11 protein-coding genes and 1 pseudogene are annotated in these 11,867 nt (G+C 49.7%); 5 read left to right on the top strand and 7 right to left on the bottom strand.

What is annotated here, in order from left to right; genetic code table 11:
• From ACG2F4_RS12340 to ACG2F4_RS12330, 3 genes and pseudogenes are all read left to right on the top strand, one after another.
• Positions 1–258, top strand: a pseudogene (locus tag ACG2F4_RS12340) (gfo/Idh/MocA family oxidoreductase); the annotation flags it as partial.
• A 447-nt stretch (positions 259–705) separates the two neighbouring features.
• Positions 706–1,476 (top strand): phosphoenolpyruvate hydrolase family protein, encoded by a 771-nt coding sequence (locus ACG2F4_RS12335; RefSeq protein ID WP_395261131.1) that lies wholly within the window; start codon positions 706–708, stop codon positions 1,474–1,476.
• Positions 1,477–1,487: 11 nt separating this feature from the next.
• Positions 1,488–2,042: a hypothetical protein gene (locus ACG2F4_RS12330; protein ID WP_395261129.1), complete on the top strand. Its 555-nt coding sequence runs from the start codon at positions 1,488–1,490 to the stop codon at positions 2,040–2,042.
• 177 nt (positions 2,043–2,219) lie between these two features.
• Here the strand turns inward: ACG2F4_RS12330 and ACG2F4_RS12325 are convergent, their stop codons facing one another.
• Both ACG2F4_RS12325 and ACG2F4_RS12320 read right to left on the bottom strand, forming a co-directional pair.
• Positions 2,220–2,375, bottom strand: coding sequence for a hypothetical protein (locus ACG2F4_RS12325; protein ID WP_395261127.1), 156 nt, complete (start codon positions 2,373–2,375; stop codon positions 2,220–2,222).
• Between the two features lie 9 nt (positions 2,376–2,384).
• Complete coding sequence (locus ACG2F4_RS12320; RefSeq protein ID WP_395261125.1) at positions 2,385–3,446, bottom strand: phosphotriesterase; 1,062 nt, start codon at positions 3,444–3,446, stop codon at positions 2,385–2,387.
• 343 nt (positions 3,447–3,789) lie between these two features.
• On the opposite strand from ACG2F4_RS12320, the gene ACG2F4_RS12315 reads away from it, so the two are divergent.
• Positions 3,790–4,125 carry a hypothetical protein gene (locus tag ACG2F4_RS12315; RefSeq protein ID WP_395261123.1) on the top strand — a complete coding sequence of 112 codons (336 nt, stop codon included), beginning with the start codon at positions 3,790–3,792 and terminating at the stop codon, positions 4,123–4,125.
• Between the two features lie 68 nt (positions 4,126–4,193).
• Here ACG2F4_RS12315 and sucD read toward each other — a convergent pair whose 3' ends face one another.
• Both sucD and ACG2F4_RS12305 read right to left on the bottom strand, forming a co-directional pair.
• Positions 4,194–5,066 carry a succinate--CoA ligase subunit alpha gene (gene sucD, locus ACG2F4_RS12310; RefSeq protein WP_395261121.1) on the bottom strand — a complete coding sequence of 291 codons (873 nt, stop codon included), beginning with the start codon at positions 5,064–5,066 and terminating at the stop codon, positions 4,194–4,196.
• Positions 5,067–5,329: 263 nt separating this feature from the next.
• Positions 5,330–6,043, bottom strand: coding sequence for a hypothetical protein (locus ACG2F4_RS12305; protein ID WP_395261119.1), 714 nt, complete (start codon positions 6,041–6,043; stop codon positions 5,330–5,332).
• A 654-nt stretch (positions 6,044–6,697) separates the two neighbouring features.
• On the opposite strand from ACG2F4_RS12305, the gene ACG2F4_RS12300 reads away from it, so the two are divergent.
• On the top strand, positions 6,698–8,827 hold the full coding sequence (locus ACG2F4_RS12300; protein ID WP_395261118.1) for an elongation factor G: 2,130 nt from the start codon (positions 6,698–6,700) through the stop codon (positions 8,825–8,827).
• A gap of 38 nt (positions 8,828–8,865) precedes the next feature.
• Here the strand turns inward: ACG2F4_RS12300 and ACG2F4_RS12295 are convergent, their stop codons facing one another.
• The 3 genes from ACG2F4_RS12295 to upp are packed head-to-tail and all read right to left on the bottom strand — an operon-like array spanning position 8,866 to position 11,729.
• Positions 8,866–10,536, bottom strand: a complete 1,671-nt coding sequence (locus tag ACG2F4_RS12295) for an OstA-like protein (protein ID WP_395261116.1) — start codon at positions 10,534–10,536, stop codon at positions 8,866–8,868.
• 1 nt (position 10,537) lies between these two features.
• Positions 10,538–11,107, bottom strand: coding sequence for an LPS export ABC transporter periplasmic protein LptC (gene lptC, locus ACG2F4_RS12290; protein WP_395261114.1), 570 nt, complete (start codon positions 11,105–11,107; stop codon positions 10,538–10,540).
• Entirely contained in the window at positions 11,094–11,729 is a 636-nt protein-coding gene (upp, locus tag ACG2F4_RS12285; RefSeq protein ID WP_395261113.1) for a uracil phosphoribosyltransferase, read from the bottom strand. The genes lptC and upp overlap by 14 nt, the downstream gene beginning before the upstream one ends.
• Positions 11,730–11,867: the final 138 nt, after the last annotated feature.

Below are 11,867 nucleotides of genomic sequence, written 5' to 3'. Positions count from 1 at the left end.
GAGTTCACCCAGGAGGGGGTCTATGACGCCGACGAGCACGCGCACCTGTCGTTTATCCAGGGCGGGGGCCACGGCGGATCCCACCCGCACCTGGCCCACGAGTTTGTGGACTCGATTGCCAACGACCGCGAGCCCTACCCGAACGCGCGGCAGTCGGCCAACTGGACCTGCGTGGGCCTGCTGGCCCACGAGTCGGCGATGGCTGGCGGAGAGATCAAAAAACTCCCAGAGTTTACGCTGTCAAGTAGACGGGCATGATTACAAATGTAATAGACTGAATGAGTTATATTTCCCTAAGCAGCCCAGCCGTTAAGCCATTGAAATGGCTTAACGGCTCTTTTTGGGATTGGTTTTTCGATTTTTTTAATCGTTAGAAAGGGTGTTGCTAACCCGGATTATTCACGAATATATGTGAAATAATTGGTTAAGCAATTAGCTAATAGTACAGCTCGATTTGTTTATCTGTAAGCTCAATTTTGGTAATGAAAGCTGAAAATTTGATCGTGGTCTGCTTGACCCACCAATAATACTTACTACTGCTTCGCCTTGCTCACCACCAAAATTTCCTGGTGAATAATCAGGATTAAGGTTGCCTGAATTAAATGAAAAACGAATATTGAAATTAGGAATTACACACGATGCCTTTTATTCCATATGAAAACTGCATAAATCGTATGCATGCTCAAATAAAAAGAGGAGAAACCTATTATTGGTGCCGGGGCGGGTACCGGTATTTCAGCTAAATTTGCCGAACGGGGCGGTGTGGATATCATTATTATTTATAATTCCGGGCGTTATCGGATGGCGGGCCGTGGAAGCCTGGCAGGATTAATGCCCTATGGTGATGCCAACGAAATTGTGGTGGATATGGCCGGAGAAGTGTTGCCGGTGGTAGAAGATACACCGGTGCTGGCCGGTGTTTGTGGTACGGATCCATTTCGACTAATGCCGGCGTTCTTGAAAAGATTAAAGGAAATGGGCTTTGATGGCATTCAAAATTTTCCCACGGTCGGGGTTATTGATGGAAACTTCAGGCAGGCCCTTGAAGAAACGGGTATGGGTTTTGAAAAGGAAGTTGAGATGGTGCGGCTCGCTCACCAGATGGATATGCTGACATGTCCCTATGTATTTGACGAGGAGCAATCTGTTATAATGACTGAAGCGGGTGCAGACGTCATTGTTGCTCATATGAATACAACGGTCAAAGGTTCGATAGGAGTAAGTTCAGAACTGGCGTTGTCATTGGAAGACGCCGCTGATCGGGTACAAAAAATTCATGATGCTGCCGTGGAAGTCAGGGACGATGTGATTGTCCTTTGTCATGGCGGGCCCATTGCCGAGCCGGAGGATGCCCAGTATATCTTTAATCATACCGAGGGCGTCGCCGGTTTTTTTGGTGCGTCAAGTATTGAGCGACTGGCGACGGAACCGGCGATAGAAAAGCAGGCACGAACGTTTAAAGAGCTGACTATATAGTTCCGGAAAGAGTGGGATATGTTTCCCTATGGTTATTTAGAAGGATATTAATGAGACTCTTCACACTTTCAATTATTTCGGTTCTTTTCCTTTTTCAGGCTGGTTTTTGCCAGTCAAAACAGGAAACTATTGAATGGATCAACACCAGTGGTATCGAGTATTTAAAAGAGATCGCCGGCAATTCATCCCTCCATTGGGATCTGGATGAGTATGGCTCGTTCAGAATTACAGATTATAATCCAAAATACAACAACGGAAGTGAGAAAGAAATTGCCAGGAGGTATACCTATCTGAATCTATATGAATTAGATCCGAAAGAGACTGCAATAAAACAAGATTCCAGCGATGTAAATACCTACAGGTTACTTTTGCGATGCAGGGAAAAACGCGGGTTTTGTATTAAAACCAGGAATGATTTTGAGGATTCCAGTCTTAAAACTAGTGAATCCGCCGATTTTCCTATTATGCTTAAAAATGATTTTGATCAAGCAAAAGGGACGAAGCTCTCCGAGGTTCTCAGTCATGCTGTCAGGCTATTCAACGGGAAATCTACGAGTGTAGAATAGGATCAGTTAAAAGTAAAAGCCCTCTAGATAATAAAAGTTGTAACGGGAAATTTGCTATTTCGGGCGTTAATTTCTGGTTCATTTATTAAGCCCCAAAAGACTGATGAATGAGTCTCTTTCAGCCATTGGACAGTAGACGCTGAAACTCGTTTCAGATCAGTACATTCACTTTGCCCCTCAATACAGTAACAGGGCCATTCCCGTTACGATGCAGCCAAACCCGGTGGCGGTGATAAATTTCGTGGGAAAATGTTTCCAGTGGCTGCCCTCGTAATGTTTTATACCGCTGATCATGAGGGTTCCGATGCCAAATCCGATTAAAAAATAAGCCATAGTGTGTTGTTAAAGGGTTCTGACCTTCACTGAAAATGCTGTTGCCGGATTTTTGTGAGTGACCTGGTTAATCTCTTCCTGTGTGAAACCGGCTGCTTTCAGCACAGGGATAAAGGTATTTGAAAGCACATCCAGTGGACGTTTCGCGACTCCCTCAGGCGGGTAGGTCGATCCGTCGTGAGAGAGCAACACCCGGTTGAGCAGTCCTTCGCTCTTAAAAGCGTTCATCAGTTCCAGGTGATGCATAACCGTGCTGGAGCTGTCTCCAAATCCGTTGAGGTAATTTGGGGTACGCAGCCCGTCCAGGGAGATCCAGGCACCTCGTTCGGCCGCTTCCAGCAGTTTGTTCGTATTATCCATATTGTGTGCGTGTACCCAAACCCACGCCGACGGGGCCACGCCCTCCTCTTTTAAAATTTGTAGTTGCTGGTTTGCCGCATCGGGATTGTCGGAAGTGTGAATCTGCAGCAAAAGTCCGGTTTCCAGGTGGGTGAGAGCGGCCGCCCGTACCAGTTTTGCGTCGATATCCGAGAGGGGACCCGGGTCGACCCCGATTTTGACAAATCCGGGCTTTACATCTGTTCCCTGGATACCGTTCTGAAACTCGTCGATCCACCGAAGCGCGAGCTGCTGGGGCGTTTCCTTATGGGCATAACCGGGAATATAATCGTCGCCCGCAGCCCCGTAAATACCGGTATTGGTTAAAACGTGGAGTCCCGTTTGCTCAGAGATGGCCTCAAGCAGCGCAACGTTTCGGCCAAAATAGGCAGCCGTGCAGTCAACAACGGTTTGGCATCCGAGAGATTTAATATAGTCCAGATAGGGCACCACCTCCCGGAGAACCTGCACGCGATCGTATCTACCCGGTTCTTCAGGCGGTGGACCAAAACGGGAGAGAATATGTTCGTGTACCAGCGTCATCCCCATTTCCCGGGCGGGAACAGCGCCGGTGACGGTCATTACTGATTCAGCCGGATGCGCACTGGTGGCTGATCCCAAAACAGGTCCAACTCCTGTTGAAAAAAGAAATGCGGAGGCAGAAGTTGATTTAATAAACTCTTTTCGATCCATGAAGGTAGTTGATTTTAATGGAATAACTAAAGAGGATTTTGAAAAACCCAGGTTTGTAAAACTTTCGCAATAAATTAACAGAGATATCCGGAAATTCCATCCCGGAATTAAAGTGAATAGTTGTTTTGAATATGTAAGCTTGTTACAATAGTTGACATAGCGTTACGTATAAAGTTAAAGAGGACTTTATAAAACCGTTGTTTTGCCCAATTACGGCATTTGCGCGTATTCAACATCCTCATTTATGAGGTATAAACTGCGGTTTCGAATGTGTTCAGGCTTTGGCCTTGGACAAAACCCCCGGTTTTCAAAGCCCTCTTAAGGGATCTAAAAAGGGAGAAGCATGAGAAAGTATACGACGGTATTGATTGTTATTTTCATGGGTGCACTCTCGTTTGACGGGATGGCACAGCGGGTAATGGATCAGCATTTAAGACATGATTATGTGCCATTTGGGCTGATTCAGAAAGATTCGCTGGCTTTATTGCCTAAAATCGTATATCCTGATACGATTGAACTGCAAAAGCCTTGTATAAGATTGAACATGCGCTATTTCAAACCCGAAAAGGAGCTTGTCGATAACATGCCGAATATGGAACCTGGGGAAAACATTCATTTCAATATGCCAATCGTGGGGCAGGATTCCAGCTGTTGGAAAGCAACAAAACCGGGAAAATAGTCTTCAAAAAAAGAGGTGTCGCCTTGTGGATAAAGCGACACCTAAAAGGATGGGAAAATATGTAAAGTCTAAACGCTCACAAGTTCTTTGAGAGTAACGCCGATTTCAGCGGGACTGTCAACGACAGTGACACCGGCATCACGAAGCGCTTTTTTCTTGTCTTCCGCCGTGCCCTGTCCACCGGAAATGATAGCACCAGCATGTCCCATTCGCCGGCCGGGAGGAGCCGTACTTCCCGCGATAAATGCTACAACCGGCTTGTTTACATTATCCCGGATGTAAGCGGCGGCTTCTTCTTCGGCGCTTCCCCCGATCTCCCCGATCAGCACAATCGCCTCGGTGTCGGTGTCGGCCTGGAAAAGCCTGACTGCATCGGTGTGGGTGGTGCCGATAACCGGGTCTCCGCCAATACCGATCGCCGTACTTTGTCCGAGGTCGGCTTTTGTAAGCTGGTCGACCGCCTCGTAGGTGAGCGTACCGGAGCGCGAGATGAGTCCCACATTGCCGGGCATAAAGATGTCGCCGGGCATAATGCCCACTTTTGCTTCTCCGGGAGTGATAACTCCGGGGCAATTGGGTCCGATGAGCGTAGCTCCGTGACTGGTAACAATCTGCTTGGCCGTAATCATATCCTTGACCGGAATGCCTTCGGTAATACAAATAATAACCTCAATACCGGCAAAAGCGGCTTCCGAGATGGCATCGCCGGCGAAGGGGGGAGGGACAAAAATAACAGAAGTGTTTGCCCCCTCTTTTTCCACAGCATCGGCAACGGTATTAAAAACAGGTCGATCCAAATGTTTTTGACCGCCTTTGCCGGGCGTTACTCCGGCGACGACGTTGGTTCCGTATTCTATCATCTGCTCGGCATGAAAGCTGCCTTCGCTTCCGGTGATGCCCTGTACAACCAGTCGTGTATCATTTCCTACTAGTACGCTCATGAATCAAAATTTGTGGGTTGGATTATTGTTTGATTTAATCGGTGTGAATATACCGACTAACGGGTGATTTGCCAAAAGTGGCGGTGACCCGTCTTGTCGAAAGACAGAATTGTGAAAAGGCAGGCAGAAGCACGATAAAAACTACTTTTGGACTCTCCGAATTGTAACATATTGTTGATTCCTGAGAAGACACGCCTCCACCCCCAGGGCTTAAAAGTGGAACGGGTGGCTCCACTTCATTTCAGCGGCAGTACCCGGAGCTGTTATTCTTCGTTTCCCTGGATCTCGGCAAGCTTGTTCATCGCGCGCTCCTGCAGGTTGTCAAACAGCTCCTTGCCGATATCACCGACAGTATACTTCAGGTGGAGCCACACGATGTAGGTCGCCATGACATCCTCGTAGCAGTAGTGCTCAATCTGGTCCATCTCATCGCGGTTAAACATTTCGAGCACTTCATTGCCTTCCCCTGTCTGCTTGAAGGGAATGCCGATAAGATAACCGAGGTGCTTGAGCTTGGGCCAGGAGCTGGCACCGTAGTTGCTGAATTCATCCAGCAGATCCACATTCGAGTTGCTGTAGCGGTATTTAATATCGCGGTGATTTAACCTGAGCGGCATCTGCAGGCCATGTTTCATGGCACGATAGGTTAGCAGGGGAAGGTCAAAACCGCGGCCGTTGTGGTGAATCAGACCAAAATCTTTATATGTGGAAAGCGAATTGAACAGGGATTTGAGTCCCTCCACCTCGTCGGTGCCACTCCAGGATACCTTCTGCTTGGGAACGCCGTTGTTTTCAATCCATAACCCTACCCAGGCGATCATCTTGTGATACATGGGCGGCAGGAAACCGGACTGATTTCGCGCAAGTTCTTCCCCTGCTTGTATAAGCAGGGCGTCCCGGTCTTCTTCGGGCTCTTCCAGCACCGAACGCACAAATTCAAAATCTGGAATTGTTTCGACATCAAATACAAAAAACATAACTGTTGACCTATAATTTGAATACCCAAAATCGTTGTTTGTTGATGGTCTTTCCCACGGCACCAAGGGGACAGCGATTTTATACAGAGATTTTAACCCCACCTTCTCAGGAGATGGATCTTTAATTTGACACAATATGATATTATGGCGCCAATGATCCAAAATAAAACCTGCCGATTGATTGCCATTGCAATGTCCCTTCCGCCTGTATTAGCAGTACTCGTTTCATACAAACAACCAGCTGTGTTGGGACCTTTGCAGAACCTGCTATTTTGTTGGGAGTTAGTTGTACTACCAACCTTGGTGACTTTTAACGGGAGTACCACTCCCTCAGAACGAGGAATTGAGGGAGTTGCAAAGCCCTCTATGATATAATCTTACGTACTGAAAGAATACCAGCAAGAGCTGGAAAAATAAGCTTTCACAGTTGAAGTTGTGATGGTTTAAAACAGCATTTATTTAAACATCTACCCCGTTTACTGTAAGATTTTGAATAATTTTTTGGGTTCATTCCGTTTTTTGTATTACTTGTCAAAAACCACATATCTGGCGGAAGTCAGAACGTTGCAAAACAGAGAGTTCAGTACGTATCGGGAATGTGTGAACGCTCCGGCTGCCGCCGAATATATAGCCTGTCAAAAAAAGGAGGTAGCTATGAATGTGTACCAGCCATCACGAATTCGCAATGTCGTATTACTGGGGCATTCGGGATCGGGAAAGACCACGCTAGCCGAGACGATGCTGTACGAATCGGGAACTACCCGCCGCCGGGGGACCATTGAGGATAAAAATACGGTTTCCGACTACCATGAAATTGAACATGAGAAAGGAAAATCTGTCTTTTCTTCTTTTCTGAATCTGGACTGGCGGGGCAGCAAGATCAACTTGATTGACACGCCGGGCACCTCCGATTATGTGGGAGAAGTGGTTGGTGCGCTGCGCGTGGCAGACACCGCCATATTCACATTGAACGCCGAGTATGGCGTTGAAGTTGGCACGGAGTCGCTTTGGCGGTACACCCAAAATTATCGCATCCCGTCACTCTTTATCGTCAACAAGCCGGATTCCGAACAGTCCGATTTCCAGAAGACGGTGGACATGGCGAAGGAACGATTTGGCCGGGGGATAGTGGTGGTACAGTATCCGTTCAGCGAGGGCGATGATTTTCACGCCATCATTGACGTGCTCAAGATGACGATGTATGAATTTCCCAAAAAGGGAGGAAAGCCCGATAAACTGCCGATCCCCGATTCTCAAAAGTCGCAGGCGGAACTGCTGCATAATGAGCTGGTTGAAGCGGTGGCAGAAAATGATGAGACGTTGATGGATCTCTATTTTGAGCAGGGGGAGCTGACCGAAAGCCAGATGCGGGAGGGCCTGCAAAAATCGCTGCTGAATCAGGACCTGTACCCGTTGTTTTGCTGTTGTGCCACCCGCAACATGGGTACCGGGCGCGTTATGGGATTCCTGGGCAACGTGGCACCGAATCCGCTTGAGGCCAATCCGCCTGCAACAACTGACGGGGATCTGCTCCAGCTCAATCCTGAAGGTCCGCCGATTATGTTCACGTTTAAAGACAGTGCCGCCTCTCATGTCGGCGACCTGATCTATTTTAAAGTGTATGGCGGATCTGTGACTTCCGGGCTTGATCTGGTCAGCAGTCGTACCGGCAATTCGGTGCGCCTCTCGAACCTGTATCTGACGAACGGGGAAAAGCGGGTGGATATCCCTGAAGTTAAAACAGGAGATATTGCCGCGGCCGTCCGGCTGAAGGATATCGGTGTGAATGAGACCCTCCATAAAAAAGGACAAGAGATAACCATTGAACCGATCGAATTTCCGAAGACGACGATCCGCACGGCGATCAAACTCAACCGGCAGGGAGAGGAGGATAAACTCGGTACGGCACTGCATCAGCTGCAGCATGAGGATCCCTCGATGGAGGTAGAGCATAGCCAGGAACTCAATCAGGTGATACTGCACGGGCAGGGCGAAGAACACCTGAACGTAATTAAATATGAGCTGAAAAACCGGTTTAACCTCGATTTTGAGTTTGTCCAGCCGCGTATTCCATACCGCGAGACGATTACCAGTAGCGTCAGAACGCATTATAAGCATAAAAAACAGTCGGGTGGTGCGGGCCAGTATGCCGAGGTTTACATGCTGATGGAACCTCTTAAAGAGAGTATGCCGGAGCATGACGACCTGAAAGTGCGCGATGTGCAGGAAATTGACCTGGAGTGGGGCGGAAAGCTGGTTTTCAGGAACTGCATTGTGGGTGGGGTAATCGACAACCGGTTCATGCCGGCGATCCTGAAAGGGATCATGGAAAAAATGGAAAATGGGCCGATGAGCGGGTGCAGGGTACGGGATCTTCGGATTTCGGTTTACGACGGTTCGATGCATTCGGTGGACTCAAATGAAGCGGCATTCAAGACGGCGGCCCTGATGGCGTTCCGGGATGGCTTTATGAAGGCAGATCCACAGTTGCTGGAGCCGATTTATGAGTTAGAGATTACCGTTCCCGCCCAGTATATGGGAGATGTGATGAGTGACCTCAGTACCCGGCGCGGCCAGATCCAGGGGATGGATGCCGAGGGCTCCATTCAAAAGATAAAAGCACAGGTTCCACTTGAGGAGCTGGACCACTACGCCACCCGCCTCAAGTCGATGACCCAGGGCAGTGCCAGCTATACGCGGGCTTTTTCACACTATGCGAAGGTGCCCTATGAGAAGCAGGAACAGATAATCGAGGAAAATATGAAGCTGGAAGAGGTGAATTGATGATTTACATAGCCTGAATATGGGAATCCCGGTTTCCTTTACTCAGGCATGTGAGCCTGCCGATACCGGGCCGGCAGTTCAAATGGCGGGTCTTCCGGGATCGGGGGGAGCCGCCGTTTCATCGGTTCACGGGGACGTTGGGGACGCAGTTCGGGGGTCCAGGTAAACCCGTCGAGGCGGCGTTCGGCCGTTTTTTGACTTTCCGGCAGGTACATGCCGTCTACCGGTCCCAGTGCCTTCATAGAGTCGAGGGCTCCCGCCTCAAACAGGAGCGTGATCGAGGGGGCTGTCATTTCAACAGCTCCGTCCGGTTCATCATTTTCGTTTTTGGTGAAGCGTAACAACTGTCCATTCGGTGCGACATGAATTCTCGATATTTCTCCCTGGATAAAATTTACCCGCAGCGTGTCTCCCGTGATCTGATTCAGCCGGTCAATGGCGGTATCCTGTTGCACGACAAACGGGACGGGGAAAGAGACCAGCTGGTCGATCTCTCCATTTTCCAGACGCACGCGTATATATGGACCGGTCAGCTGGACTTGCTTATGCCAGGCAGTGGGATTGGACCGCAAAACGAAATTTTCGGTTTGATCATCGTAGCGGGCCGTATCCGCAACAGCAGAAAATTTCGGGGACCATATACGCACATTTTGATAGGCGTTGATGACCGAAATGGTATCCGTATCGGTAGTTTCCTGGATGGAGTAGATGGTCCGGGCCCTGATGTGGGTTGTGTCGGAAGCGGCGGTGTCGGGCGGTGCGGAAGCGGGCGTTCCTGAGGTGGTAATGCTGTCGGAGGGGGCGATCCGGGCTCTCTTTTGTCGGACATAAGGCGATAATGAATCGTCCCGGATGCTGTCTGGCGTGGTGGATGAGTCCGCGGGCCCGGGGTTGATCCCGGAAGAACGGTCGGTTAATGAAGGGTCGCTGGACCCTGCAGAGGTATCCGGTTCAGCTCCGAATTTTTTTAGCCATGCATCTCCTTCCAGCTTGCGGTGTCCCACGGTGTCTGCTTTCAGGGAGTCGCCTTTGAGCATGACGTTATTTTCGCGGTCGTCAACAAAGATGTTGCCATACAGGCGGTAGGTTTCTTTCTGCCGGTTGATAAAAAGGCTGTCTCCCTCTACATACTGCAGGCTGTCGGCAATCTGCACATCACCCCGGAACACGGCACTGTCGGGCTCCCGGTAGTAGAAGCCGCTGTTGGCTGTCAAGACGCCCTCCTGGTCTTCCAGGCGAACGTACTCCAGGAAGTGACCGACCTTGGTTGAAAACCGGTAGTCTACTGCCTGGCTGAACAGGGTGGCGCTGTCTGCTTCAATAATAACACGGCCGCGAAGCTGACTGAAATCCACATCCGTAAAGTAGACGAGGGTGTCTGCGTAGATCTGCTCTTCCGGGGTATCAATTTCGATGTTGCCAAATGCGCGCACCTCATTTTTTTCGAGATACTGGTAGGCGCTGTCGCAATACATCACCATATCGTCGGTTCGGAGGCTTACTTCGCCGATGAGTTTGCGTACCCGCTCTCCCTGTACCGTGGCCCCGATTACCTCCTCAGCCTGGTTGATTGTCACCTGGTTTTGAGCCTCCACCGGTTTCGGGATGGTGAGGGCGACAATGCAGAGTGCGGAGAGCAGTATTTTTTGCGGTCTCCGGATCGCCCAAAGGGCCTGCAGTTTTTGAAAAACAGCTGAAGAATTTGCCATGTCAGTTGATCGTAAACTGGCCGGTGACCTCTCGGATAGTGTATTCCGAAAGGTCGGTTGTGCCTTCGAAACCGTTGCCGGCGATGCTGTCCGAGGGCGTTGTGATGATCACAAATTTTGGGGTTGAAACCTCGTTCGATCCCGAATCCCATTTCAGAAATTCCGATCGCAACCGGCGTTCGGTGTTCGTTCGGACGCGCACATCCCCGTGGAGGTTGAATATCGATTCATTGGGCTGATACACCGCCCGGTTGGCCGTAACCCGGGTTTCCACGGTGCCGGTCGAATCGTAAACTTCTACATGTACCGGTCCTGCAATGCGCGTTTCATTGACCTCTTCCATTGAGTAGGAGGCGGCATAGGTACCCCTGATGCGTACTTTTTTCTGGCCTTCCTTGATCAGCTCCATATCCACCCCCCAGGATTCCGTGCTCGAAAGAAGAGTGTCATTCAGTGCTTCCCTGACACGCTGGGACTGGGAGTCGGATAGCTCACCGCAGGAAGAGAGGGCGAGCCCCGGCACGGTTAACAGCGAAATCACAAAAGCGAGATATGTACTATTGAGTTCCAAAATAGCGGTCACCTGCATCACCTAGGCCGGGAACGATAAATGCGTCATCGTTCAGCCGTTCATCGATTGCTGCTGTAATAAGATGTATATCCGGATGTTCCTGTTGGAGGAATTCGATGCCCTCCGGTGCCGATATTAACGAAACAAAGCGGATTTGTTGTGCTCCTTTGTTTTTAAGATAGGTGAGGGCGTCGTTAGCGCTTCCGCCGGTGGCCAGCATGGGATCCACGAGTAAAACAAACGCCTCATCAAGGCCGTCGGGTAAATTTGAATAATAGTCCACCGGCTCGTGGGTCTCCTCATCGCGATACATGCCCAGATGACCCACTTTGGCATCGGGGATAAATTCAATGATTCCATTCACCAGGCCAAGGCCGGCACGCAAGATCGGTACAACGATCACCTCTGCATCAATATCGTATCCTTCTGTCTGCGTAATGGGAGTATCCACCGTTTTCGGGCGCAGTGGCAGCTCCCGCAGGGCATGATAGGCCAGGATGGTAGCCACTCGTTTGAGAGCAGCCCTGAAGTCGGTAATGCTCGAAGTGCGGCTGCGCAGAATGGTGAGATCACGGGAAATTACCGGGTGCCGGATCAGGGTGACATTTTTTTTGTTTTCCATATAACGAGACAGTATACAAGTTACGGATTTACGTCTGACCGGTCGTTGCTCAAACGTTTATTGCCTGTTACAGAGGTATTTGGGGCTGAATTCCATAAAGTGTTGTATCGTATCCTCCCCATATGTACAGCCCAAACA

This window comes from Halalkalibaculum sp. DA3122 (assembly GCF_043951865.1).
Lineage (GTDB): Bacteria > Bacteroidota > Rhodothermia > Balneolales > Balneolaceae > JAMQKA01.
This window is presented reverse-complemented; position numbering and strand designations above follow the sequence as displayed.

Coding starts and splice junctions, on each gene's coding strand:
- ACG2F4_RS12300 (WP_395261118.1), top strand. CDS start 6,698: ATGAATGTGTACCAGCCATCACGAATTCGCAATGTCGTATTACTGGGG.
- ACG2F4_RS12305 (WP_395261119.1), bottom strand. CDS start 6,043: ATGTTTTTTGTATTTGATGTCGAAACAATTCCAGATTTTGAATTTGTG.
- ACG2F4_RS12320 (WP_395261125.1), bottom strand. CDS start 3,446: ATGGATCGAAAAGAGTTTATTAAATCAACTTCTGCCTCCGCATTTCTT.
- ACG2F4_RS12325 (WP_395261127.1), bottom strand. CDS start 2,375: ATGGCTTATTTTTTAATCGGATTTGGCATCGGAACCCTCATGATCAGC.
- sucD (WP_395261121.1), bottom strand. CDS start 5,066: ATGAGCGTACTAGTAGGAAATGATACACGACTGGTTGTACAGGGCATC.
- ACG2F4_RS12295 (WP_395261116.1), bottom strand. CDS start 10,536: ATGGCAAATTCTTCAGCTGTTTTTCAAAAACTGCAGGCCCTTTGGGCG.
- upp (WP_395261113.1), bottom strand. CDS start 11,729: ATGGAAAACAAAAAAAATGTCACCCTGATCCGGCACCCGGTAATTTCC.
- ACG2F4_RS12315 (WP_395261123.1), top strand. CDS start 3,790: ATGAGAAAGTATACGACGGTATTGATTGTTATTTTCATGGGTGCACTC.